The 23,642-nt window shown below is 74.7% G+C and carries 20 protein-coding genes; 8 read left to right on the top strand and 12 right to left on the bottom strand.

The window, feature by feature from the left end; translation table 11 throughout:
- The first annotated feature begins 44 nt into the window (after nt 1-44).
- The 5 genes from ACIQGV_RS15250 to ACIQGV_RS15230 all read left to right on the top strand — a co-directional run bounded on the left by ACIQGV_RS15250 (nt 45) and on the right by ACIQGV_RS15230 (nt 5,590).
- The gene (locus ACIQGV_RS15250; RefSeq protein WP_402494722.1) at nt 45-497 is read left to right on the top strand and encodes a pyridoxamine 5'-phosphate oxidase family protein; all 453 of its coding nucleotides are present in this window, start codon (nt 45-47) and stop codon (nt 495-497) included.
- A 131-nt stretch (nt 498-628) separates the two neighbouring features.
- Complete coding sequence (locus ACIQGV_RS15245; protein ID WP_402494720.1) at nt 629-2,872, top strand: glycoside hydrolase family 9 protein; 2,244 nt, start codon at nt 629-631, stop codon at nt 2,870-2,872.
- 91 nt (nt 2,873-2,963) lie between these two features.
- Nucleotides 2,964-3,209: a hypothetical protein gene (locus ACIQGV_RS15240; RefSeq protein WP_402494718.1), complete on the top strand. Its 246-nt coding sequence runs from the start codon at nt 2,964-2,966 to the stop codon at nt 3,207-3,209.
- Between the two features lie 3 nt (nt 3,210-3,212).
- A complete protein-coding gene (locus ACIQGV_RS15235) occupies nt 3,213-3,590 on the top strand; it encodes a toxin Doc (protein ID WP_402494717.1) in 378 nt (125 codons plus the stop codon).
- Nucleotides 3,591-4,024: 434 nt separating this feature from the next.
- Complete coding sequence (locus ACIQGV_RS15230) at nt 4,025-5,590, top strand: RICIN domain-containing protein (protein WP_402494716.1); 1,566 nt, start codon at nt 4,025-4,027, stop codon at nt 5,588-5,590.
- 68 nt (nt 5,591-5,658) lie between these two features.
- Here ACIQGV_RS15230 and ACIQGV_RS15225 read toward each other — a convergent pair whose 3' ends face one another.
- Together ACIQGV_RS15225 and ACIQGV_RS15220 are read right to left on the bottom strand one after the other, a co-directional pair.
- On the bottom strand, nt 5,659-6,828 hold the full coding sequence (locus ACIQGV_RS15225) for a lactate 2-monooxygenase (protein ID WP_402494714.1): 1,170 nt from the start codon (nt 6,826-6,828) through the stop codon (nt 5,659-5,661).
- A 91-nt stretch (nt 6,829-6,919) separates the two neighbouring features.
- A complete protein-coding gene (locus ACIQGV_RS15220) occupies nt 6,920-7,444 on the bottom strand; it encodes a hypothetical protein (RefSeq protein WP_402494712.1) in 525 nt (174 codons plus the stop codon).
- Between the two features lie 322 nt (nt 7,445-7,766).
- On the opposite strand from ACIQGV_RS15220, the gene ACIQGV_RS15215 reads away from it, so the two are divergent.
- Nucleotides 7,767-8,198: a protease inhibitor gene (locus ACIQGV_RS15215; protein ID WP_402494711.1), complete on the top strand. Its 432-nt coding sequence runs from the start codon at nt 7,767-7,769 to the stop codon at nt 8,196-8,198.
- A gap of 164 nt (nt 8,199-8,362) precedes the next feature.
- Here the strand turns inward: ACIQGV_RS15215 and ACIQGV_RS15210 are convergent, their stop codons facing one another.
- The 4 genes from ACIQGV_RS15210 to ACIQGV_RS15195 all read right to left on the bottom strand — a co-directional run bounded on the left by ACIQGV_RS15210 (nt 8,363) and on the right by ACIQGV_RS15195 (nt 11,818).
- Complete coding sequence (locus tag ACIQGV_RS15210) at nt 8,363-8,608, bottom strand: CDGSH iron-sulfur domain-containing protein (RefSeq protein WP_402494709.1); 246 nt, start codon at nt 8,606-8,608, stop codon at nt 8,363-8,365.
- Nucleotides 8,589-9,239, bottom strand: coding sequence for a HemK2/MTQ2 family protein methyltransferase (locus tag ACIQGV_RS15205; RefSeq protein ID WP_402494708.1), 651 nt, complete (start codon nt 9,237-9,239; stop codon nt 8,589-8,591). Before ACIQGV_RS15205 ends, ACIQGV_RS15210 begins: the two co-directional genes overlap by 20 nt.
- Nucleotides 9,240-9,353: 114 nt before the next feature.
- Entirely contained in the window at nt 9,354-10,355 is a 1,002-nt protein-coding gene (locus ACIQGV_RS15200; RefSeq protein WP_402494706.1) for an iron-containing redox enzyme family protein, read from the bottom strand.
- Nucleotides 10,356-10,810: 455 nt separating this feature from the next.
- Nucleotides 10,811-11,818, bottom strand: coding sequence for a Ppx/GppA family phosphatase (locus ACIQGV_RS15195; protein WP_402494704.1), 1,008 nt, complete (start codon nt 11,816-11,818; stop codon nt 10,811-10,813).
- 125 nt (nt 11,819-11,943) lie between these two features.
- Here ACIQGV_RS15195 and ACIQGV_RS15190 point away from each other — a divergent pair, with 125 nt between their 5' ends.
- Nucleotides 11,944-12,471 carry an SRPBCC domain-containing protein gene (locus ACIQGV_RS15190; RefSeq protein ID WP_402494702.1) on the top strand — a complete coding sequence of 176 codons (528 nt, stop codon included), beginning with the start codon at nt 11,944-11,946 and terminating at the stop codon, nt 12,469-12,471.
- Nucleotides 12,472-12,481: 10 nt separating this feature from the next.
- Here ACIQGV_RS15190 and ACIQGV_RS15185 read toward each other — a convergent pair whose 3' ends face one another.
- The 5 genes from ACIQGV_RS15185 to ACIQGV_RS15165 all read right to left on the bottom strand — a co-directional run bounded on the left by ACIQGV_RS15185 (nt 12,482) and on the right by ACIQGV_RS15165 (nt 19,452).
- On the bottom strand, nt 12,482-15,292 hold the full coding sequence (locus ACIQGV_RS15185) for an NHLP bacteriocin export ABC transporter permease/ATPase subunit (RefSeq protein WP_402494700.1): 2,811 nt from the start codon (nt 15,290-15,292) through the stop codon (nt 12,482-12,484).
- A 1-nt stretch (nt 15,293) separates the two neighbouring features.
- A complete protein-coding gene (locus ACIQGV_RS15180; protein ID WP_402494699.1) occupies nt 15,294-17,489 on the bottom strand; it encodes an NHLP family bacteriocin export ABC transporter peptidase/permease/ATPase subunit in 2,196 nt (731 codons plus the stop codon).
- On the bottom strand, nt 17,486-18,292 hold the full coding sequence (locus tag ACIQGV_RS15175; RefSeq protein ID WP_402494697.1) for an HlyD family efflux transporter periplasmic adaptor subunit: 807 nt from the start codon (nt 18,290-18,292) through the stop codon (nt 17,486-17,488). Before ACIQGV_RS15175 ends, ACIQGV_RS15180 begins: the two co-directional genes overlap by 4 nt.
- Nucleotides 18,293-18,413: 121 nt before the next feature.
- The gene (locus tag ACIQGV_RS15170; protein ID WP_402494695.1) at nt 18,414-18,629 is read right to left on the bottom strand and encodes a type A2 lantipeptide; all 216 of its coding nucleotides are present in this window, start codon (nt 18,627-18,629) and stop codon (nt 18,414-18,416) included.
- Nucleotides 18,630-19,038: 409 nt separating this feature from the next.
- A complete protein-coding gene (locus tag ACIQGV_RS15165) occupies nt 19,039-19,452 on the bottom strand; it encodes a PaaI family thioesterase (RefSeq protein ID WP_402494693.1) in 414 nt (137 codons plus the stop codon).
- 187 nt (nt 19,453-19,639) lie between these two features.
- Between ACIQGV_RS15165 and ACIQGV_RS15160 the strand changes: the two genes are divergently transcribed.
- The gene (locus ACIQGV_RS15160; RefSeq protein WP_402494691.1) at nt 19,640-21,082 is read left to right on the top strand and encodes a S1 family peptidase; all 1,443 of its coding nucleotides are present in this window, start codon (nt 19,640-19,642) and stop codon (nt 21,080-21,082) included.
- Between the two features lie 273 nt (nt 21,083-21,355).
- Here the strand turns inward: ACIQGV_RS15160 and ACIQGV_RS15155 are convergent, their stop codons facing one another.
- Nucleotides 21,356-23,506: a SpoIIE family protein phosphatase gene (locus ACIQGV_RS15155; RefSeq protein ID WP_402494996.1), complete on the bottom strand. Its 2,151-nt coding sequence runs from the start codon at nt 23,504-23,506 to the stop codon at nt 21,356-21,358.
- Nucleotides 23,507-23,642: the final 136 nt, after the last annotated feature.

The following is a 23,642-nucleotide window of genomic DNA, read 5'->3' as shown; positions in this document are numbered from 1 at the left end:
GGAGAGGCTGTGACCACTGCCGAACCCGCCTTCCAGGAGGACCGATGACCGCCGCACCCCGCTCCCTCGCCCAGCGCCGCCACGACACCGGGCACCGGCTCGCCCACGACGTGGACGTCTGGGTGGCCAGCGCCTCGGCGGACGGTGTGCCGTACCTGGTCCCGCTGTCCTTCGACTGGGACGGCGAGACCCTGCTGCTCGCCACGCCCGCGGACAGCCCCACCGGACGGAACCTCGCCGCGGGCCGCGCCGCCCGCCTCGGCCTGGGCCCCACCCGGGACGTGACCCTGATCGAGGGCCGGGTCGAGGTGCTGGACCTCGACGCCCTGCCGCGGGAACGGGCCGACCGGTTCGCCGCCCGCACCGGCTTCGACCCCCGCACCCTGACCACGGTCTACCGCTGGTTCCGTGTCACCCCGCACCGCGTCCAGGCGTGGCGGGAGGCGGACGAGCTGACCGGCCGCGATCTGATGCGCGCGGGCCGCTGGCTGGCGTGACGGGCGTGCCCTCGCGCACACCAGGTGTGTCAGGACGGTTGACGGGGTGTCATGACTGCAACAAGCATGTGCCCCGACCGCCTGCTTGGGAGCGCTCCCATCGCGCACCCGACTCCTTGAGGAGCCGAGACGTGAACCGACGCAGAACCTCCTTGTTGCCTCTCACGGCACTTCTGGCCGCCGCCCTGACCGCTTTGCCGGCGCCCGCCGCCACGGCCGACGAGGCCGAGCAGCTCAGGAACGGCACCTTCGACAGCGGCACCGACCCCTGGTGGTCCTCCGCCGGCGTCACCGCGGGCCTGACGGAGGGCCGGATGTGCGCGGACGTGCCCGGCGGCACCGCCGACCGCTGGGACGCGGCCGTCGGCCAGAACGACGTGACCCTGGTGAAGGGGGAGTCCTACCGCTTCTCCTTCAGCGCCACCGGCACGCCCGAGGGCCACGTCGTCAGGGCGGTCGTCGGCCTGGCTGCGGCACCGTACGACACCTGGTTCGAGGTGTCGCCGCAGCTGGGCGTCTCCGGGAACGACTACGCGTACACCTTCACCTCGCCCGTCGACACCACCGGGGCGCAGGTCGCCTTCCAGGTCGGCGGCTCCGCCGACCCCTGGCGCTTCTGCATGGACGACGTCTCGCTCCTCGGCGGCGTACCGCCCGAGACGTACGAGCCGGACACCGGGCCGCGCGTGCGCGTCAACCAGGTCGGCTATCTGCCCGCCGGGCCGAAGAACGCCACGCTCGTCACCGACGCGACCGCGCGGCTGCCCTGGCAGCTGAAGGACGCGGCCGGTTCCGTCGTCGCGCGGGGCTGGACCGTGCCGCGCGGCACCGACGCCTCCTCCGGGCAGAACGTCCACTCGATCGACTTCGGCGCCTGGCGCAGGGCGGGCGAGGGCTACACCCTGGTCGCCGACGGCGAGACCAGCCGCCCCTTCGGCCTGGGCACGGACGCCTACGAGCGGCTCCGCCTCGACGCGCTGAAGTACTACTACACCCAGCGCAGCGGCACCCCGGTCCGCGACGACCTGCGCCCCGGCTACGGCCGCCCCGCCGGTCACGCCGGCACCGCCCCCAACCAGGGCGACACCGCCGTGCCCTGCCGGCCGGGCGAGTGCGACTACACCCTCGACGTGGCCGGCGGCTGGTACGACGCGGGCGACCACGGCAAGTACGTCGTCAACGGCGGCATCTCCACCTGGGAGGTGCTCAGCACCTACGAACGCGCCGGGCTGGCCCGCACCGGTGAGCGGGAGCGGCTGCGCGACGGCACCCTCGCCGTCCCCGAGAGCGGCAACAAGGTGCCCGACATCCTCGACGAGGCCCGCTGGGAACTGGAGTTCCTGCTGCGGATGCAGGTGCCCGACGGGCAGCCGCTGGCCGGCATGGCCCACCACAAGATCCACGACGAGCAGTGGACCGGCCTGCCCCTGATGCCGCACGCCGACCCCCAGAAGCGCGAGCTGCACCCGCCGTCCACCGCGGCGACACTGAACCTCGCGGCGACCGCCGCCCAGGCGGCACGGCTGTACGCGCCCCACGACCGCGCGTTCGCGGCCAGGGCCCTGACGGCCGCCCGCAAGGCATGGTCGGCGGCGCTCGCGCACCCCGCGGTGTACGCCTCCGAGAGCGACGGCGTCGGCGGCGGCACCTACGCCGACGGGAACGTCACCGACGAGTTCTACTGGGCGGCGGCGGAGCTGTATCTCACCACGGGCGAGAAGCGGTTCGCCGACCACGTCGTGAACTCCCCGGTCCACACCGCCGACATCTTCGGCCCGGTCGGCTTCGACTGGGCGCGCACCGCGGCGGCGGGCCGGCTGGACCTCGCGACCGTGCCCAGCTGGCTGCCCGGCCGGGACAAGGTCCGCCAGTCGGTCCTCCGGGGCGCCGACCGCTATCTCGCCGCCCTCCGGGCACACCCGTACGGGGTCCCGTACGCCCCCGACGACAACAAGTACGACTGGGGCTCCAACCACCAGATCCTGAACAACGCGGTCGTGCTCGCCACCGCGTACGACCTCTCCGGCGCCGCCCGGTACCGTGACGGCGCGCTCCAGGCCATGGACTACCTCTTCGGCCGCAACGCGCTGAACATCTCCTACGTCACCGGCTACGGCGAGGTCAGCGCCCACAACCAGCACGCCCGCTGGTACGCCCACCAGCTCGACCCGAGCCAGCCGAACCCGCCGCGGGGCACGCTGGCCGGCGGGCCGAACTCCAGCATCCAGGACCCCTACGCGCAGAGCCTGCTCCAGGGCTGCGTCGGCCAGTTCTGCTACGTCGACGACATCCAGTCCTGGTCCACGAACGAGCACACGATCAACTGGAACGCGGCTCTGGCCCGGATGGCGTCCTTCGTCGCCGACCAGGGCTGACGCTCTCCGGCCCATGACGACCGGTACCGTCTCGGGACACAGGTGACCTGGGAATATTTACGGTCGAGTACCCGAGCGGTACCGTGTCGTCATGCCAGCCCTGAATGTGGAGTTCAGCGAGCGCGAGCTCGAGGACCTGCGGCAGATCGCCAAGGAGCGCGGTACGTCGATGAAAGCGCTCGTCCGGGAGGCGGCCGCGGCCGACATCGCCCGGCACCGCGCGCTCCAGGAGGGCGCGGAGGCGTTCCGCCGCTTCTTCTCCGCCCACGCGGACGAGTTCGCCGCCGCGTTCCCGGACGACGAGACGCCCGCCAGGGGCGAGGGGCGGGTCGCCTGACCGATGACACCCGTCATCCACATCGACGTGCCCTGGCTGCTCCAGCGCCATGAGGAAGTGCTGCCGGACCAGCCCACGATCAACGACTTCTCCGCCCTGGTCGCCGCCGTGGCCCGGCATCGTGTGGACCCGCCCCGGCTGGGCGTGGACTCCGACCCGGCCTGGCGTGCCGCCGCCCTGCTGCACACCCTCGCCCTGCTCAAGCCGCTGCCGTCGGCCAACGCCCGTTTCGCCTGTGCCACCGCGGTGGCCTACATGTTCGTCAGCGGCGTCGGCATCGACCCGCCCTACGGCGCCCTGGTGGATCTCGCCCGCGCGCTCATCGACGGCAGGACGGACGTCTTCGGGGCGGCCGACCGGCTGCGCTCCTGGCAGATATAGCCGGCCGCGGACACGGCCCGTGGCGGGGCCGCCGGCCCCGCGGAGACCGTACCGCCTCCGGCCGGACGCTCGGGGCCGCCGGCCGAGGGCGGAGGAACAGGGCCGGCGGCCGTTTCGCGCGGGAGAGCCGCCGTCCCGCGCGGGCCTGCCGAGGAGGCCGGTACACAGTCCACTACGCGGTCCCCGGCGCCGGGAGCGTGCGCGGGGAGCCGGCGTGTGCGTGTGTTTCACACGGGGCGCATGCGAGAGCGAATAGCAGTGCGATCCGACCGGGGAATAGCGCTTGCTGACTTTCTTTCAGTAATGCGGATGTCGCCCGAGCGCCTTGTTGGCATTGTGAGCGCTGTGAAAAGGTGAACCGCCCGATGTCCGGGCTCCCATTCCAGTCGGCCGAACTCCTGTGTGCCGCATACGCGTGGGAAGGAATCCGCTCAGTGCCACCCACCCCCCACCCCGTCCGTCCGTCCTACCCGCCGCCCGGCGCGTTTCCCGGAGAATCCGACGAGTCGCTCGTCGGCCGGCTCCGGGGAAGCCCGGACGCGGAAGTCTCCCGTTCCACCGCCCTGCTGATCGCGCGGCACTGGCGTCCCGCGCACGAGTACGCCGTCATCTGCCTCGCGGATCCCGGGCCCACCGCGGCCATGGTCACCGCGGCGGCCGTCCACCAGCTCCTCGACCGTCTCACCCTCGGCGAACCCGGTGTCGCCCTGCGCCCGCGCCTGCTGGTCGCCGTACGGGACACCGTGCGGTTCTGGGCCGCCGAGGAACGGATATCCACCGTCCTGCCGGGCCTGCGCAAACCGGCCGGCGGCCGGGGCCTGAAGGCGGCCGTCGCCGTGACGCCGGAGAACCGCCGGCTCGCCGAGCGCGCGTTCCACGCGCTGTCACCCGTCGACCAGTGCCTGCTGTGGCACACCGAGGTCGAGGCGGAGCCCGTCGCCGTTCCCGCCGCGCTGCTCGGCATGGACGCGGGACTCGCGGCGGCGACCGTCGAACAGGCGCGTGAAAAACTCCGGGAAGGCTGTGTGCGAGCCCACCGGGAACTCGCGCCGACAAAGGAATGCCGCTTCCACAACCGCCTTCTGGACATACCGATCCGGCGCGGCGGGTCGCTCCTTCCGGATGTGCGGCGCCATCTCGCCGAGTGTCCCTACTGCCGTGCGGCGGCCGAACAACTGAGTTATTTCGACGGCGGCCTGGGTGATCTTCTCGCCGAGGCCGTGCTCGGCTGGGGCGCCCGCCGCTATGCCGACTCCCGCCCCGGCCGGGTCCGGCCGGGCCCGGGCCGGCGCGGTGCCAACCGGCACGGCGGCGGCCGGGCCCGGGGCGGGCGCGGCCGCCGCGGACCGGCCCGCGCACCCGCCGGCACCCGCCGCGCTCCCGGTGACGGGCGCTCACCGCGGGTGCTGCTCACCGGAGTGGGGCTCGCCTCGGCGGGACTGCTCGCCCTCGCCCTCACGGCCGGGCTGTGGGGCGGCGACCGGGCCGAGCCGATGTCCTCGACCGGGGCGAGCGAGCGTGATGCGTCCTCCGGCGACGACTCCGCCTCCCCGGGGACACCGTCCGCGCCGCCGGGAGACGCCCGGGTCCCGGTGGCTCCCGGCCGGTCCGGTCTGCTCAACACGGGCGCGGGCCTGTGCCTGGACATCGAGGGACCGGCCCGGGCGGGCGCGGCCACCGGGCTCGCGCCGTGCACATCGGCCCGGACCCAGCAGTGGTCCTACGCGGCCGACGGGCTGATGCGCAGCGCGGCCGCCCCCGGTCTCTGTCTGGACTCGCACATGGACGCGGGTGTCGTGCTCCTCGCCCGGTGCGCCGGCGCCGGCTCGCCGCGGGCCGACGACGTCCGCTACGGGATCACGGACCGGGGCGAACTCGTGCCCCGCTGGGACGAGAGCCTCGCCCTGGCGGTCACCACGCCCGACACCGGCGCCGACGTCGTGGTCAAGGTCCGGGACGGCTCGCCGGCGCAGCGCTGGCTGGCGGCCCGGCCCGGCTGACGAGGCGCGGGGAACCGCGCGACGGGCCGCGGCCGGCCCGCGAGGCGTCCGGCCGCGGCCCCTTCGGGTCAGTCCGTCCCGTCCGCCAGGTCGGCCGGGGACACGGTTCCGGGCGTCGTGTGCCCCGACAGGGCCAGCGTGAGGTCGAACTCCGCCAGCAGACACCGCAGGACGTGCTCGACCCCGGCCTGCCCGTCCAGGGCCAGCCCGTACACGTAGGGCCGCCCCAGCAGCACGGCACGGGCGCCGAGGGCGAGGGCCTTGAACACGTCGTCGCCCGTGCGCACCCCGCTGTCGAACAGCACGGTCAGCCGGTCCCCGACGGCCCCGGCGATCCGCGGCAGCGCGTCCGCCGCCGCGACCGAGCCCGCGACCTGCCGGCCGCCGTGGTTGGACACCACCACCCCGTCCATGCCCGCGTCGGCCGCGAGCCGGGCGTCGTCGGGGTGCAGGACGCCCTTGAGCACGATCGGCCCGTCCCAGTTCTCCCGCAGGAACGCCAGGTCCGGCCAGGTCTTGCCCGGGTCGGCGAACATGCCGACGAAGTGCATCACGGCGGCGTCGGGGTCCTCGTGCACCGGCTTGGCCAGGCCCGCCCGGAACGCCGGGTCGGAGAAGTAGTTCGCCGTGCCGACCCCGTGCAGGAACGGCAGATACGCCCGGTCGAGATCACGCGGCCGCCAGGCCAGCGCCGGAACGTCCAGCGTGACGACCAGCACCGAGAACCCGGACGCCTTCGCCCGGTCCAGGAAACTCCGGGTCACCTCGCGGTCCTTGGCCCAGTACAGCTGGAACCACCGCTCGGCGTCCCCCATCGCCTCGGCGACCTGCTCCAGGGGGGTGCTGGAGGCCGAGGACAGGATGTACGGCAGTCCCTGCGCGGCCGCGGCCCGCGCGGCCCCGGTCTCGGCCTCCGGGTGCATGATCGACAGCACGCCGACTGGGGCGAGCGCCACCGGGGCGGGCAGCGCCCGGCCCAGCACCTCGACCGAGAGGTCCCGCTCGTGCACGTCCCGCAGCATGCGGGGCACGATCCTGCGCCGCTCCAGCGCGGACCGGTTGGCGCGGACCGTGCTGCCGTCGCCCGCGCCGCCGGCCACGTAGCCGACCGGTCCTGGGCCGAGCCGCTGTTCGGTCAGTTCCTCCAGCCGGGTGAGATCGGTGGGCAGCCGGGGCACCGCGCCCGACATGCCGTTGAGATAGATCTCGTACTGGAAGTCCGCCCGGTGCCGTCCCATCCGTGGATCCCCGCCTCTCGTCGTCGGGCCGTCGTGCCGCCCCGATCCTGGCGGCCGCGGGCGGGCCCGTCCACCGTGCGGGCCGGGAGGATCAGTCCGCGTCCGGGCCCCGCTCCCTGACCTCGTGCACATGCTCCAGCGAGTCCTGCAGCTCGGTCAGCCAGTCGTCGGTGTGGCGGCGGACCAGACGGACGCACCAGGCGAGGGCGTCGCTGCGGCTGCGGGCCACGCCCGAGGCGACCAGGGTGTCCAGCACCTGCCGCTCGCTCTGCCGCAGCCGGGTCATCACCGGTGCGGCGAGATGGGTGAACAGGGCGCGGTCCGGCCCGCACTCCACACCCCAGGACACCTTCCTGCCGAAGCGGTGCTCGGCCTCGCGCGCGACCGCCATCCGGTCCTCGCGGGTACGTTCGCGGAATTCCTCGATCCGGCCCCGTACGGCCGCCTCGCGCTCGGCGGGCGGGGCGTCCTCGGCGAGCCGGGGTTCGGGGATGCGCCCGATGACGGTGATCTCCTCGCGGTCGGCCGAGACCTCGGTCAGCTCCTCGAAGAGGCCGTCGGGCAGACGGCCGGCGAACCAGCCGCGCAGTTCCTCCTGCTGCTGTTTCGTAATCATGTAATGACGATTACTCGCGGCTTCCATGAACGCAAGGGGCCGCAGGGGGGTCTTCGGGGGCTCGATCCGGAATGTTTCCGGCCGATTACTCAGCGTGAGAAAAGCGGCCATTCGGCCACTCCACATGATCATGGAGCGGACTAATCGGGGCCTGGAACGGTCGATTCCGTGACTTCACGCCACTGTTTCAATACGCAAGGTTACTGAAACCTATGGGTTCGATGTGAATTCCGGCGCCGTTCTCGGCAGACTCGCGCTCGCCGGTCCGGCACCGAACCCGGGGCCGTCCGGCACCCTCGAATCGAGCGGAAGGATGCACACAATGCGGAACACCGCGCGCTGGGCAGCGACCCTCGGCCTCACGGCCGGCGCACTCTGCGGACCCCTGACCGGGGCCGCCCTCTCGGCCCCCAGCGCACCGGAGTCCCTGTACGCCCCGTCGGCCCTGGTGCTGACGGTCGGCCACGGCGAGGCCGCGGCCGGCGTCACCCCCGAGCGGGCCGTGACGCTGGGCTGCGCCCCCGGGCCCTCCGGCACCCATCCCACGGCCGCCCCGGCCTGCGCGGAACTGCGTGCCGCCGGGGGCGACTTCGACGCCCTGAGCGGCGACGGGGACGTCATGTGCACACGGGAGTGGGACCCGGTGGTCATCACCGTCGAGGGCGTCTGGCAGGGCAAGCGCGTCTCCTACGAGCGCACCTTCGCCAACGAATGCGTGAAGAGCGCCTACGGATCCAGCGTCTTCGCGTTCTGAGACCGGGGCCGCAAGAACGCGTGAATCGCGGCCTGACCCGCGGATGGGGAGTGCGGGCACGGTCGCAGGGTTCCTGCGGTTCCCAGAACCGGGGACCGGCCGGGCGGAGTGGGGCCGCCCGGCCGGACCCCGGCTTCATGCCGTCCGGCGCCGGACTCCCGGCGTCACGTCCCCCGGCCGGAGCGCGAAGGCGGTTCGCGGCGCCGGTGGCTGGTGTCGCACCAGGGGAAACGGCGGCTGCGGCCGCAGGTGCACAAGGCCACCAGGAAGCGGTCGGAGGAGACCACCGACCCGTCCTCCAGCTCCACCTCGACAGGGCCCTCCACCAGCAGCGGCCCGCGCCGCCGGGCGGTGATCCTGCGCGGCGGGCCGGCGGGGGAGCGCGCCGGGTCAGCGGGGGAGTTCGGCACGGACGACCACCAGTTCCTCCGTCTCGTCGGCGGCGGACAGCGCACCCCGCTCGCGCAGCCACTCCAGCCGGCCCCGCAGCACCCGCCCGAAGGCGATCCGGCGGCGCCGGACCACGGCGGCCCGCAGGCCCGCGGCGGCCAGCCGCCCGAGGGTGCGGTCGGGACCGCTGAGCGCCGAGTGCACCAGCAGGAGCACACCGCCGGGGCGCAGCAGCGCCGGGGCCTCCCGGCAGATCCGGTCGAGCACGAGCCTGCCGTCCGGCCCCGCGTCCCAGGCCCGGGCCGCCCCGCGCGGCCGCCCGCCCCCGGGCGCCGGTACGTACGGCGGATTGGCGAGGATCAGGTCGAACGACTGGCCGCGCACGGGCGCGAAGAGGTTCCCGCGCCGCACCCGGACCGGAAGGCCGGCCCGCCAGGCGTTGACCCGGGCCGCGCAGGCCGCCCGCCAGGACACGTCGACCGCCGTCACGCACGAGCCCTGCCGTGCCGCGTCCAGCGCCAGTGCGCCGGTCCCGGTGCCGAGGTCGAGGACGGCCGCGCCGGGTGCGAGCGACTCGTCGGCCAGCACGTCGGCCAGCAGGGCGGTGTCCTCCTGCGGCGCATAGACGCCCGGCGGACTGAACGGGATCATGCGGGCCAAGTACCCGGCATCACCGTGAAGTACCGCATACGCCCCGGCTGTCTCCGGCGCCCCGACGCCCGTCAGGGCGAGACCCTCGAGGGAGATCTCTCAGGGCGAGACCTCTCAGGGCGAGCCCGTGAGCGGTGCGTACAGCGACGACGAGCCCGCGCGCCAGGCGCCCAGCAGACGGTCGGCCAGCAGGTCCTCCAGCCGGCCGGTGGCGTCGGCGCCGAAGACCACGTCCGCGGCGAGGTACGGCTCGGCCTCCAGCAGTCCGCCGACCACCTCGTGCCGTACGACCTGCTCGTGCACGGCGTCGGCCTCGACGTGCTCGTCGTAGAAGAACACCGCGTCCGGGCCGGCGCCCGCGCGGCGCATCGCCGTGGCCAGCCGCCGGGAGGCGGGGGAGGAGGTGACCTCGACGGCGGCGAAGTGCCCGACGAGCGCGCCGCGCAGGGAGCGGTGCAGACCGAACAGGGACATCAGGTTCACCGTGGCCAGGGCGGGCGCCGAGGCCGCGTCCGCGTAGCGGCCGTACGCCGTGTCCAGGCCCAGGTCGGCCATCAGCCGGGCGAACAGCCCCGCGTGCACCCGGTCGGCGCGGCCGCCGCCGTACTCGTCGAACTCGACCGCCGCCATCGCCGCCTTCGCCCGGCCGTGCAGCCGGGGCAGCACCCAGGCGTGCGGGTCGGCCTCCTTCAGGTGGTACACCGAGCGCTGGGCGGCGTACTCCCGCAGGTGCCACAGTTCGCCCTCCGCGCACAGGAAATGGCTCACGCCGAAGGCGTCCGCGGGCTCGGTGAGCAGTTCCTCCAGCACGCAGGCCACGTCGTCGCGGGCCGGGACATCGGAGCGCAACGCGGTCAGGAAGCGGTGCTCCAGGGCGGCCCGGGTGCGCAGCAGCTCAGGATCCCACTCGTGCTCGGGGGCGACCCCGGCCAGCCCCCGGTAGTGCAGCTCGTAGCACAGGTACAGCGCCAGCTGGAGATCGTCCCCGTAGGCCGGCGCGACCGCCACGGCGCCGGACGGCGGCAGCGGCCCCGTCCCGAGCAGATGGCTCAGCACGGCGGTGGAGACCGGGCCCCTGGGCGCCGGCGGGCGCGGCCCGGTGCGGTCGTGGTCCATGCGCCCCGGGTACCCGGCCGGCGGCGGGCCATCGCCCGGACGCGCCGGCCGGCCGCGGCGGGATGCTCCGGAGCGACAGGCCGGAGCGACAGGAGGGCACCCGGGGCCGACCGCGCCCCGAAGCCGCCGCCGGAGCGTCCGGCACCGGGTCCCCGGCTTGCACGGCACGGCCCGGGGGCCGGCCGAACGGTCCTGTCCGCGCCGCCCGGCCGGGGGGCGCGCACGGGGTCGGTCGCCCCGGGACTCCTCCCGGGCCCGGGTGCCCGGGGTGACGGCCTCTCCGGCCTCGTCCCGGCGGCCGCGTCGTGCGTCGTCCTCGCGGGTACGGCGTCCGGCGTCGCGGATCGCGCGCGGCACCTTTTCGCGTGCGGTCCCGGGGTGCTCCTCGGGCCGGGTGTTCCCCTCCGGCGCGGCGGCTCCTTCGTTCGTACGGGAGTGTTCGTGCGGGAACGGGGTCAGCTGCTCGCGGCGGCGACGCGCAGGGGCACCGGCTCCGTGGGGGCGAGGTCGTCGTCGGCGCGGGACACCGCCGCCCACCAGGAGGGACCGTCCTCGATGTGGCGCAGCAGGATGCCCTCGCGGATCGCCCAGGGGCAGATCTCGGCGGCCGGGACGCCCGTCAGTTTCATCGCCGTGTGGCCCACGACGGCGCCGGCCAGGCTCTGCGCGGCCCGCGGTGCCGAGATGCCCGGCAGCAGGGCCCGTTCGGCGGCGGGCAGGGCGGCCAGCCGCTCGGCGGCCGAGCCCAGGTCCGACCGCCGCAGCAGCCGCGGGGTGAACGGCCCCTGGCGGCCGGGCGCGGCGCCGCACAGCCGCCCGAGCTGCTGGAAGGTGCGGGACGCCGCCACCGCGGTGCGCGGCCCCTCCCAGCGGATCCGGGCCGCCACGTCCCGCAGCTGATGGCGCACCGCGCGCCGCAGGTCCCGCACCCGGGCCGGGTCCGGCGGGGCGTCGCCCGGGAAGTACTCGCGGGTGAGCCGGGCCGCGCCCAGCGGCAGCGAGGCCACGAAGTCCGGCAGCCGGCCCCGTCCGAAGGCCACCTCCAGCGAGCCCCCGCCGATGTCCAGCACCGCGAGCGGTCCCGCCCGCCAGCCGGCCCAGCGCCGCGCGGCGAGGAAGGTCAGCTCGGCCTCCACCTCGCCCGGCAGGGTGCACAGGCCGACGCCGGTCCGGGAGGCCACGGCGTGCTGCACCTCCGCCCGGTTCGGCGCGCTCCGCACCACGGCCGTCGCGAAGGCCAGCGGTGGCTCAGCGCCCCATCTGTGCGCGGTTCTGCGTGCCGCGCCCACCGCGGCCACCAGCTGTTCGACGGCCTCCTGGGGCAGGACGCCGTCCGGTTCGACGCAGTCCGACAGCCGCAGCCGCCATTTGGCGGTGTGCACCGGGAGCGGCACCCCGCTCCCGGCGTCCGCGACCATCAGCCGCACCGTCTTCGACCCCACATCCAGGACACTGATCCGCATGCCCGGGCGAGTACCCGGTGGCGGGCCTGCGAGAACGGGCGTCTTCTCGCCACTCAGGGGTGTACATGTGCCCTCATTGCGGGAGGAATGGGGCATAGTACGGCTCCCGAAGGAGTGATCACGCCATGCCCGCCGAGCTCACCGGTACCTTTCTCGCCCTGGACGACGGCCGCCCCGCCGTCGTGGTCGGCCGCGTCTACGCCCATCCCGCGGATCGTGTCTGGACCCATGTGACCGACCCCGGCGACCTCGCCCGGTGGTTCCCCTCCCGGGCCGAGTTCGAGCTGCGCCCCGGCGGCACGGTCCGCTTCGGCGGCGACCCGGACCGGCCCGACTCCACGGGCCTCGTCCTCGCCGTCGACGAGCCCCGCCATCTGTCCTTCGAGTGGGGCGGCGACGAGATCCGCCTCGACCTGGCCCCGGAACCGGCCGGCGGCACCCGGCTGACCCTCACGAACGTCCTCGCCGACGCGGAGGCGGCCGCCCGCAGCGCGGCCGGCTGGGAGGTGTCCCTGACCGCCCTGGACGCCATGACCCGCGGCGAGCCCCCCGAGCAGCCGCCCCGCGGACCCGGCCCCCTGTGGCAGGAGGCGTACGACGGCTACGTCCGGGCCGGCTTCCCCTCGGGCGCGCCCGTCCCCGGAGTCCGCTGACCCGGGCGGCTCAGGCCAGCTGCCGCCGCACCAGCTCGTGCAGCCGCCCGCCGGTGTCCGCGAGCAGCGCCGCCGGCGGGCCCTGCTGGACGACCTTGCCCTGCTCCATCACGATCACCCGGTCCGCGTCGAGCACCGTCGAGAGGCGGTGCGCGATCACCACCCGGGTCGCGTCGAGCGCCTTCGTCGACTCGATCACCCGGCGCTGCGTCTCGTTGTCCAGCGCGCTGGTCGCCTCGTCGAGGAAGAGGACCCGCGGGCGGCGGACCAGCGCCTGGGCGATCATCAGCCGCTGGCGCTGCCCGCCGGAGACGGCGCCGCCGGAGACGATCGTGTGCAGCCCCATCGGCATCCGCCGGATGTCCTCGGCGAGCCCCGCCAGCTCGGCCGCCGCCATCGCCTCCTCCGGCGTGTACGGCTCGGTGCCGCAGATGACGTCGAGGACCGAGCCGCCGATCGGCTGCGCGTGCTGGAGCACCACCCCGCACTGCCGCCGCACCGCCGGCCGGTCCAGCGCCGCGAGATCCTGCCCGTCGTACAGCACGCTGCCGGACACCGGCCGCTCGAAGCCGATCAGCAGCCGCAGCAGGGTCGACTTGCCGCAGCCGCTCGGGCCGACCACCGCCACGAACTCGCCCGGCCGCACCTCGAAGGACACGTCGTCCAGCACCAGCGGCCCGTCGTCGGACCAGCGGAACGACAGCCGCCGCGCCTCCACCGCCCCCGACAGCGGACCCGGCCGGGTGTTCGCCGTCCGCACCTCGGGGACCGCCGCCAGCACCGGCTCGATCTCCTCGTACAGCGGCAGCGCCGCCACCACCGACACGAACGCGCCCGTCAGCTGGGTCACCGAGGCCAGCAGCATGGTCACCGCCGTGTGGAAGGAGAGGAAGTCGGCGGCGGACATCGCCCCGCGCGCCGGTCCCGCCAGCAGCACGAACATCAGCAGCGAGCACAGCGGCAGACACACCGCCCCCAGCACCGCCGACAGGTTCTTGATCCGGCCGACCCGCTGCTGGAGCTCCCGGCTGCGCGCGAACTCGCCCGCCCACGCCGCGTACGCGTAGTTCTCCGCCGCCGCCACCCTGAGCTTCGGCAGCCCCCGCAGGGTCTGGAACGCCTGGTTGTCCAGCCGGTTGGTGAGCTTCACCAGCCGCCGCTGCCAGCGCACCTGCCACAGCCCGAGCCCGAGGAACACCACCGCCACCACGGCCAGCATGCCCATCGCGGCCAGCGCCATGGGCACGCTGTACCAGAGCAGCAGCCCCAGGTTCACCGCGCCGACGGTCACCGACTGCGCCACCGTCGGACCCACCCCCGCCAGCAGCCGCCGGATCGCGCCGATCCCCATGGCCGCGCTGGCCAGCTCACCGGTGGACCGGCCCGCGAAGAAGCCCGTCGGCAGCCGCAGCAGCCGGTCCCACACGGCCGGCTGGAGCGTGGCCTCGACCCGCCCCTCCAGACGCAGGATCGTCAGGTTCTGCAGCAGCGCGAACGCGGCCGCGACCAGCGCCCCGGCCATCACCGCCAGACACACCCGGCCGATCGGCCCGGACTGCGCCGTCGGCACGTACTCGCCGAGCACCTTGCCGGTGGCCACCGGCACCAGCGCGCCGACCGCCACCGTCACCAGACCGGCCCCGAGCAGCGCCCCGAGGTCGCCGCGCGTGCCGCGCAGCACGAAGCGGGCCAGGCCCAGGGGACCGAGCCGGCGCTCGGGCAGCGGACGGTAGAACATCACCGCACGCGCCTCGAACTCACCCGCGTTCGCCTTCTCCACCGGTGTCTCGCGCCCGGTGGCCGGCTGCACCGCCACATAGCCGCCGCGCCGCCACAGCAGCGCCACCGGCGCACCCGACAGCGCCCGCCGCCCGACCAGCGGGCCCACGTCCTCCCGCCACCAGCGGCCCTCCAGCCGCACCGCCCGGGTGCGCACCCGCGAGGCCAGCGCGATGCGCTCGACCGGGTCGAGCCGCTCGCTCTCCGCGCCGCCCCGCGCGGGCTCTGCCAGCGCGATCCCGGCCGCCTCCGCCACCAGCCGGCACGCCGCGTGCGTGGCGTCCGTGTCGGCGGCCGTGTGCCGCCGCGCCGACGCCCTGCCGATCGACGCCAGCAGCGTCCGGTCGGCCTGCGCGCGCACCGCCTCACCGGCCCGGATCCCGGCGGCCGTACGGGTCTCGTGGGCGCTCTCCAGCTGCTCGATCCAGCGGTCCAGCGTGGTCAGCAGCCGGTACTGCTGCTCGACCATGCTCTGCCACAGCGCCGGGTCCATCAGCAGATCGGCCGCCGCCTCGGCGCCGTGGAGGGAGCCGTGCACCACGCTGCCCGGCGGGACCTGCATCCAGAACACGTCGTCGTCGGCCGCTGCCGCCGGCTCACCGGCCATCGGCGCCTGGAACAGCACCGACAGCCCACGGCCCACCCCGAGGGCGAGCGCGTGCTCCAGCGGACCCGCCGCCGGGGCGACGTACTGCGCAGTGCCCCACTCGTCGTACGCCCAGTCCTGGGCCTGCGCGCCCCGGTACAGCTCGCGCAGCCCGATGCGGTGCACCACGCAGTCCCGCAGCGGCCGCGCCACCAGCGTGTGCCGGGCGCCCGTCACCGGCCCCAGCAGCAGCGCGCCCGCCTCCAGGCGGCCCACATGATGCCAGTGGCCCTGCTCCACCGCGTCCACCGCGAACAGGTCCAGCGCACCGGACGCCACCAGCCACAGCACCTGCGGACCCTCCAGGTCCAGCCTGCCGAAGCCCGCGCAGTCCGTCCGTGTGCCCATCGCGCCGAGCGCGGAGAGCACCAGGTCGCCCTCGTGCACAGCCGTCATCTCACCGCTCCCCGACCAGCGCCGCGTACGCCCCGCCGCGCGCCGTCAGCTCCTCGTGCCGGCCGCGCTCGACGACCGTGCCGTGCTCCAGCACGACGATCTCGTCGCTGTCGCGCACGGTGCTCAGCCGGTGCGCGATCACCACACAGGCGCAGCCGCGCCGCCGCAGGTTGTCCATCACCACCTGCTCCGTCTCCGCGTCCAGCGCGCTGGTCACCTCGTCCAGCACCAGGACGCTGGGCCGGCGCACCAGCGCCCGCGCGATCTCCAGCCGCTGCCGCTGGCCGCCCGAGAAGTTGCGGCCGTCCTGCTCCACCCGGCTGTGGATGCCGCCGGGGCGGCGCATCACCACGTCGTACAGGGCCGCGTCCCGCAGCGCCTCCACCACCGCGTCGTCCGGGATCGAGGGGTCCCACAGCGCCACGTTGTCCCGCACACTGCCCTCGAACAGGAACACCTCCTGGTCGACGAAGGAGACCGAGGCCGCCAGCGCCCCGCGCGGGATGTCCTCCAGCCGTCTGCCGTCGATGCGGATCACCCCCTCCCACGGCGTGTACAGACCCGAGATCAGCCGGGACACCGTCGACTTGCCGCTGCCCGAGCCGCCGACCAGCGCCACCTGCCGCCCCGGGCCCACCGTCAGGTCGAACCCGGCCAGCAGCGGCTCGTCCAGCGGGCTGTAGCCGAACGTGACGTCCACCAGCTCCACATGGCCGAGCAGCCGCCGCGCCGACTCCCCGCCCTGCCGCTCGTACAGCGGATCGGCACGGAAGTTCTCCACGTCCTTCAGCCGGGCCACGTCCGCCGCGAAGTCCTGGATCCGCCCGGCCACCCCGTTGAGCCGGGTCAGCGGCGCCGTGAACCGGGTCACCAGCGCCTGGAACGCCACCAGCAGCCCCACCGACACCTGCCCCTCGACGGCCCGCAGGCCCCCGATCCACAGGATCAGCGCGCTGTTCAGCGCCGCCAGCGCGGGCGCCACCACCCCCAGCCACGCCCCCGGCACCCCGAGCCGCTGCTGCTCCTCCAGTATGATCGCGTGCTGCCCCGCCCACTTGCGGAAGTAGCCGTCCTCCCCGCCGGTCGCCTTCATCGTCTCGATCAGCTGCAGCCCGGTGTACGCCGTGTTGGCCAGCCGCGCGTTGTCCGCCCGCAGCTTCGCCGTCCGGGTGGCACGCAGCCGTACGACGATCCGCAGCGCGATCACGTTCAGCAGGGCCACGCCGATGCCGACGCCCGTCAGCTGAGGGTCGTACGTGTACAGCAGGACCGCGTACAGCACCACCACGACCGCGTCCACGCCGGCCGAGGCCAGGTCGCGGGCGAGCGTCTCGGCGACCGCGTCGTTGGACTGCAGGCGCTGCACCAGGTCGGCGGGGCTGCGCTGGGCGAAGAAGGTGACCGGCAGCCGCAGCAGATGACGCAGGAACCGAGCGCTGGACAGGGTCGAGGAGATGATCCGGCCGTGGTGCAGGTTCGCCTGCTGGAGCCAGGTCAGCACCAGCGTCAGCAGCACACAGGCGCCCATCGCGGTGAACAGCGTCCCCAGCAGCGAGGTCCGGCCACCGATCAGGAACGAGTCGATGTAGGTGCGGCTCAGCGCGGGCACCGCCGCGCCGACCAGCACCAGCAGCAGGCTCGCCAGCACGGCCGCCGGAAGGGTGCCCGCGGTGCCGCGCAGCCGGGCCGGCATCGCGCCCCACACCCCGGGGCGGCGCCCGCCCCGGCGGAAGTCCGCGCCGGGCTCCATCACCAGCACCACACCGGTGAAGCCGCCGTCGAACTCCTCCAGCGGCACGAAACGGCGGCCCTTGCCGGGGTCGTTGACGAACACGCCGCGGCGTCCGAAGCGGCGGCCCATGCCGTCGTAGACGACGTAGTGGTTGAACTCCCAGAACAGGATCGCCGGCCCCCGCACCCCGGCGAGCGCCGCGAGGTCCATCTGCATGCCCTTGGCGGTCAGACCGTGACTGCGGGCCGCCTTCAGCAGATGGGAGGCGCGCGAGCCGTCGCGGGAGACACCGCAGGCGATGCGCAGCTCCTCCAGCGGCACATGCCGGCCGTGGTGGCCCAGCACCATCGCCAGCGAGGCGGCGCCGCACTCGACGGCCTCCATCTGGAGCACGGTCGGTGTGCGCACGGCCTTGGCACGGGGGACGGGCGGGGCCGCGGCGGCGCGGCGGCGGGTCGCGGTCACGGCAGCAGCCAGTCGACGGGGCGGCGGTCGGCCAGGCGTATCGAGCCGTCGGCCAGGGTCATCGACGCCAGGCGGTGCGGCGGGCCGTCGGAGGTGGACCAGCGGTAGCCGCTGCGGGTGCCCGGCGCCCGGTCCAGCCGCACCAGCACCGCCACCGGCCGGCCCTCCCGGGTGAACTGCTCGCCCAGCCGGGCGTCCCCGAGGAACACACCGATCTCCCGCGCCGACTGCGGGGAGCGGTCCACGGACGCCACATGCCCGCGCAGCACCCCGTACTGCCGGGCGGGCACGGTCTGCAGGGCCAGGTCCACCGCGGCGCCCGCCGGGACCGACGCCGCCTCCCGCGCGGGCACGTACACCGTCGCGTACAGCGGGGCGTCGGCGTCGGTGACCTTCTCCACCGCCGCGATGTCCGCGCCGGTCGGCACGATCTGCCCGACGGAGGCCGCGAGCGCGGTGACCCGGCCCGCGGCGACCGCCCGGACCACGGACTCGCCCTCGGCCGTACGCACCTTCAGCACCGGCGCGCCGGCGCCGAGTTGCTCGCCCTGCCCGGTCAGCACGGCGGTGACCTGCCCGGCCACCGGGCTCTGCAGGACGTAGCTGCCCCGGCCGTGGGTGAGCACGGCCGGCGCGCTCACGGTGGAGGACACCGAGCCCGTCACCGCCCACACGGCCGCGGCCGCCGTCGCGGCCAGTGTCACGAACAGCACGAGCCGGCCCTGCGGGCGGGCCAGCCGCACGGGGAGGTCCAGATCGTCGGGCGACCGGAGTCTGGAGAGGGCCTGTTGACGGAACTGCACGGGATCTTCCTCACCCTGTGGCGCGCGACCCTGCGGTGCGCGTCGGAACAGCAGGAAGTCCCGGGGCCGGTCGTCCGGCCCCGGGACTCAGGAGCACGTCAGGGTGTGCTCGCTGCGCGGGTCAGAGACCGGCGACCAGGTTCGCCACCGGGGCGGTGTGCAGACCGGTGACACCCTCGACGGTGCCGACGGCCGTGTTCAGCAGACCCGAGACCGGGGCGATGCCGTCCACCAGGCCGGTGACGGTGCCGAGGGCGTTCGCCGAAAGGCCGCCGGAGACGTTGTCGAGGTCGGCGTCGGAGATCTCGACGGTCTCTACCTGGGGGGTGGAGTTCATGAGGGAACTTCCCTTCGTATTGATATTCCGCAAGGGGGGAGAGCGGCCCCCTCCGTGAGACGGACGAACGGCCGCGGTGCGATGGATAAAAGCACGCACCTGTCCCGCGCTTCCACTCGACAAGGCCCCTCACCTGGGCTTTTGTGGGCCGTAGAAGACCTATTGGTGCAGGTGCGCGCACGGCTTGGTGGCGAGTTCTTCACACGGTGCGCGATATCGGGGTGAGGGGGCGGCGGGGCGGTACCGGTGAATTCCGGCACTCCCGTCCCAAAGGAGGCAACCGGGCGCGGGCGATTGTGCAGATCCGCCGGGCGCGGTGCGCCGGTTGGGCATGCGGTGTGCAGATTCGCCGAAGCGGGGATTCGGCCCCGTCCGGCGACGGAGCGTCGCCGGACGGTCGCCCGGTGTGTCAGCCGAGCAGGGCGTAGACCGTGCTCGCCCGCGCCGCGAGCTCACCGCTCGCCGCGTCCGTCAGCGCGATGTCGGCGAACGCCGTGCGGCGGCCCAGCTTGGTGAGCACCGCCTCGATCAGGACGTCCGAACCGGTCACCGCCCGCTGGAACGACGTCGACTGCTGGACCGTCGTCATCGGGACGAAACCGCCCCGTGCCGCCGACACCGCGATCACCGTCGCCGTGTCCGCCGCGGCCATCAGCGCCTGCCCCGACAGCGCCCCGCCCTCCCGTGCGAGCGCGGCCGACCAGGGCATCCGCAGCACGGCGCGGCGCTCGTCCAACGCCTCCACCGTCAGACCGAGTTCCAGGACCCAGGGGGCGAGGTTGGCGGAGAGGATCTTGTCGGCATCGGCCGTGGTCATCGTCATACGGGGGATTGTGACCGGCCCGGCCCCGACCGGCGAGAGGCGTGGCCGGATCGGCGTGGCGGACCGCCGCGCGCCGAAACGGAGTTGAACGCACCGCGCACCCGCTGCGTACCTCTGGCCATCCAGGCGCCCCGAACCGGCCGCCGTCCGGCGGCCCGAGACCCCGTCCCCCAGGAGGTCGAGAAGTTTGAGTCACAAGCGAATGCCGAAGCGCAAGGCCGCGATCGCGGCGGGCAGTGTGGTGGCGCTCGGAGCGGCGGCCCTGCTGCTGCCCCACGCCAACGCCTCCCAGGACGGCGCGGCGGACGCGGCGGCGCCCAGGACTCTGAAGTCGGCCGACGCCTCCTCCCTCGCCGAACAGCTCGCCGCCGCTCTCGGCGACTCCTTCGCCGGTTCCTACTACGACGCGGACAAGCAGCAGCTCGTCATCAACGTCGTCGGTGACAACAACCAGCTCGTGGTCCAGGCCAAGCAGGCCGGCGCGGTCGTGCGCCAGGTCGACAACAGCACGGCCGAACTGCAGGCCGCCGCGGGGACCCTGAAGTCCGAGGCGACCATCCCGGGCACGTCCTGGGCGGTCGACCCGCGCACCAACAAGATCCTCGTCACCGCCGACCGCACGGTCACCGGCGACAACTGGGACACGCTGGAGTCGACCGTCCAGAGCCTCGGCTCCGGCATGGCGACCCTGCGCAAGTCCTCCGGGACCTTCAAGCCGTTCGTCTCCGGCGGCGACGCCATCTTCGGCGGCGGCTCGCGCTGCTCCCTCGGCTTCAACGTCACCGCGGGCGACGGCAGCCCCGCCTTCCTGACGGCCGGTCACTGCGGGGTCGCGGTCGAGCAGTGGTCCGACTCCCAGAACGGCGCGCCGATCGCCACGGTCGACCAGGCCGTGTTCCCCGGCGAGGGCGACTTCGCGCTCGTCAAGTACGACGACCCGGCGACCCAGGCGCCCAGCGACGTCAACATAGGCAACGGGCAGACGGTCGAGATCGGCCAGGCCGCCGAGGCGACGGTGGGCCAGCAGGTCTTCCGGATGGGCAGCACCACCGGTCTGAACGACGGCCAGGTCACCGGCCTCGACGCGACGGTGAACTACCCCGAGGGCACGGTCACGGGCCTCATCCAGACGAACGTCTGCGCCGAACCCGGCGACAGCGGCGGCTCCCTGTTCACCCAGGACGGCAGCGCGATCGGCCTCACCTCCGGCGGCAGCGGCGACTGCACCTCCGGCGGCGAGACCTTCTTCCAGCCGGTGACGACCGCGCTGGAGGCGGTGGGCGCGACGCTGGGCGACGGCGGCGCGGGCGCCGGGGCCGGTGCGGGCGAGGAAGCCGGAGCCGGTGAAGAGGCCGGCGCGGGCGGAGAGGCCGGCGCGGGCGGCGACGCGATCGGCGGCGAGGAGGCCGGAGCAGGAGAGGGAGCGGGAGCCGGCGAGGGCGCCGGAGCCGGTGAAGAGGCCGGCGCGGGCGGAGAGGCCGGCGCGGGCGGCGACGCGATCGGCGGCGAGGAGGCCGGAGCCGGTGAGGAAGCCGGTGCCGGCCAGGGCCAGGGCCAGGGCCAGGGCCAGGGCCACGGCGCCGACGCCGGCCAGGAGGAGCAGCCCCCGGCGGAGGAGCCCTCGCACTGACGAGAGCCCGCCCCGGCGGGACACCACCAGCCCCGTCGGCCGTACCCACCAGCGGCCGGCGGACGCGGCCCGGTCCTCGGCGGGAGGACCGGGCCGCCATGCCGTACAGGGTCCCCCGCCGGTCACGGGGGACCCGTAGCAGCAGCAGTGCGACGTCGTCGAGGCGTTCCTCCGCCGCCGGGTGGCCGACCGGGATGTCGGCGAGGCGGTCCAGGGGCTGCTTCCCGGCCTCGGCGGGGTGTCGGCCGGGGGTGCGGTGAGGGTGTTCTCGGTTCAGCGGGGGACCCGTAGCAGCAGCAGTGCGACGTCGTCGAGGCGTTCCTCCGCCGCCGGGTGGCCGACCAGGATGTCGGCGAGGCGGTCCAGGGGCTGCTCCCCGGCCTCGGCGAGGCGCCGGCCGAGCGCGGCGAGGGCGTCCTCGATGTCGACGCCGGGGGACTCGATCAGGCCGTCGGTGTACAGCACGAGCACCGAACCGGGCGCGAACGCGACCTCCGTCGTCGGGTAGGCGGCCGAGCCGTCGATGCCCAGCAGCGGCCCGCCCGCCAGGTCCAGCACCCGCACCCGCCCGTCGGGGCGCAGCAGCAGCGGCGGCGGATGCCCCGCCCGCGCCATCACGGCCCGCCCGTGCGCCGGGTCGAGCCGCAGATACAGACAGCTGGCGAACAGATCGGCGCCGAGGTCGATGAGGAGCCGGTTGGTGCTCGTCATGACCTGCTCCGGCGCCTGGCCGACCGTCGTGTAGGCCCGTACCGCGGTGCGCAGCTGCCCCATCAGCCCGGCCGCCGTCACGTTGTGCCCCTGCACGTCCCCGATCACCGCGGCCGCCCCGCCCGGCGTGGGCACCAGGTCGTAGAAGTCGCCGCCGATGTCCATGCCGCGGGTGCCCGCCAGATACCGGGCCGCCGCCTCCACCCCGGGCATCGACGGCAGGGTGTGCGGCAGCAGCGCGGCCTGGAGACCGTGCGCGAGCTGATGCTTGGCGTCGTAGAGCAGCGCCCGCTCCAGGGCCAGCGCGATCAGGCCGCCCGCACTGGTGAGCACGGCCCGCTCCTCGGTGGGGAACGCGTGCGGCTCGGCGTAGGTGAGCACACAGGTGCCGACCGGGCGTCCCGAGGCGAGCAGCGGCAGATAGGCCCAGGCGGCGAAGCCGTCCGGGGTCGCGCCCCGCGCCGGGTACAGCCGCTCCAGCTCCGCGCGCGAGTCGAAGAACGCGGGCACCCCGCTGTTCAGCACATGCACGCCGGGGGTCTGCGCGGTCAGCGGCGTGCCGTCGAACTGCTGCACGAAGTCCGGGTCCGGATAGCCCCGCTGCCCCAGCACGTGCAGCCGCCCGGCCCGCGAGGCGAGCAGGACGACCGCCTGCGCCCCGGCCGCCGGGACGATCTCGTCGGCCACCAGCTGCACCACGTCCTGCACCCCGACGGCCTCGGTCAGCGCCCCGGCGAGGTTCAGCACCTGGGAGATCGTCACCAGCCGTGACGGGGGGTCCTGCGCCTCGCCGGACGCCGTCCCGGCCCTGCCCCGCCGGGCCACCCCGCGCGCCCGGGTGATCCGCACACTGAGCCCCGTCGTGCTCGGGTACAGCCGGAACGACAGCCAGTCGCCCGGCGGGCGCAGCGCCACGAACGACGCCACCTGCTGGCTGAGCAGCGCCGCCCGGTACCGGTCCTCGTACACGGGGTCGTTGAGCCAGGGCACCGACGCCCACAGCTGGGTGCCGAGCAGCCGGTTGACGGGGACCCCGATCAGCTCGGACGCCGCCGCGTTGGCGAAGGCGACCCGGCCGTGCAGATCGAGCGAGCACAGCCCGTACGGCAGCCGGGACACCATCCGTGCCGCCTCCACCGCGCCGAGGGTGGCGGACGCGCCGCTCACCGCCGGGGCGCCGACGAGATCCGGCTCGGCGGCCGGCGGCATGCTCCGCTCGGCGGCGCGCTCCAGCCGCACCGCGAGCCGCCCGCAGGCCGCGGTCAGATGATCGCGCTCGTGGTCGGACATCTCCGGCGGATGCGCGCCGGGCCAGGTGACGAACACCGCCCCGTAGACGGTGGCGGGCGTGGCCACCGGCAGCGCCGCCAGCGCGAACGGATAGGGCAGGACGACGGAGATCCGCGGATAGATCCGCGCCATCTCCTCCTCGCCGCCCACCCACACCAGCCGCCGCTCACGGGCCGCGTCGGCCACCGGGATCGGGGCGCTCAGCCCCACCCGCTCCCAGGGCGCGGCGAACGCGCGCGGCAGCCCCGCCATCACCGCCATCTCCAGCACCGGCGCGTCGGGCGAGAGCAGATACACGGCGCCGGAGTGCGCGTGGACCTCGTCCATCATCGCCGCGAGGGCCAGGGACAGCAGCGGCCGGCCGACCGGTGCCGTGGGAGCCGTCGGCGCCTGTCCGTCGGGCCCGTCGGACACGCCGACCACCTCCTCGCCCGCGCGGTACGGGATCCCGCACGCCAAGCGGGTCCCGGCATTCAAATCTCCCTCCACCGGGCCGACCTCGCACGGCGAGAGGCAGGGGCGGGGCGGCCGCGAAACGCGTACGGGTACCCGCGGTGCC

This window comes from Streptomyces sp. NPDC093094 (genome assembly GCF_044754345.1).
In the GTDB taxonomy this organism is placed as follows: domain Bacteria; phylum Actinomycetota; class Actinomycetes; order Streptomycetales; family Streptomycetaceae; genus Streptomyces.
Note: the sequence above shows the minus strand (reverse complement) of the source record. Positions and strands in the feature narration are given on the sequence as shown.

Excerpts from the sequence above, each read along its gene's own strand:
- ACIQGV_RS15185 (WP_402494700.1), bottom strand. The coding sequence starts at position 15,292 with ATGACGGCTGTGCACGAGGGCGACCTGGTGCTCTCCGCGCTCGGCGCG.
- ACIQGV_RS15200 (WP_402494706.1), bottom strand. The coding sequence starts at position 10,355 with ATGGACCACGACCGCACCGGGCCGCGCCCGCCGGCGCCCAGGGGCCCG.
- ACIQGV_RS15225 (WP_402494714.1), bottom strand. The coding sequence starts at position 6,828 with ATGGGACGGCACCGGGCGGACTTCCAGTACGAGATCTATCTCAACGGC.
- ACIQGV_RS15240 (WP_402494718.1), top strand. The coding sequence starts at position 2,964 with ATGCCAGCCCTGAATGTGGAGTTCAGCGAGCGCGAGCTCGAGGACCTG.
- ACIQGV_RS15215 (WP_402494711.1), top strand. The coding sequence starts at position 7,767 with ATGCGGAACACCGCGCGCTGGGCAGCGACCCTCGGCCTCACGGCCGGC.
- ACIQGV_RS15190 (WP_402494702.1), top strand. The coding sequence starts at position 11,944 with ATGCCCGCCGAGCTCACCGGTACCTTTCTCGCCCTGGACGACGGCCGC.
- ACIQGV_RS15220 (WP_402494712.1), bottom strand. The coding sequence starts at position 7,444 with ATGATTACGAAACAGCAGCAGGAGGAACTGCGCGGCTGGTTCGCCGGC.
- ACIQGV_RS15170 (WP_402494695.1), bottom strand. The coding sequence starts at position 18,629 with ATGAACTCCACCCCCCAGGTAGAGACCGTCGAGATCTCCGACGCCGAC.
- ACIQGV_RS15195 (WP_402494704.1), bottom strand. The coding sequence starts at position 11,818 with ATGCGGATCAGTGTCCTGGATGTGGGGTCGAAGACGGTGCGGCTGATG.
- ACIQGV_RS15235 (WP_402494717.1), top strand. The coding sequence starts at position 3,213 with ATGACACCCGTCATCCACATCGACGTGCCCTGGCTGCTCCAGCGCCAT.
- ACIQGV_RS15205 (WP_402494708.1), bottom strand. The coding sequence starts at position 9,239 with ATGATCCCGTTCAGTCCGCCGGGCGTCTATGCGCCGCAGGAGGACACC.
- ACIQGV_RS15165 (WP_402494693.1), bottom strand. The coding sequence starts at position 19,452 with ATGACGATGACCACGGCCGATGCCGACAAGATCCTCTCCGCCAACCTC.
- ACIQGV_RS15250 (WP_402494722.1), top strand. The coding sequence starts at position 45 with ATGACCGCCGCACCCCGCTCCCTCGCCCAGCGCCGCCACGACACCGGG.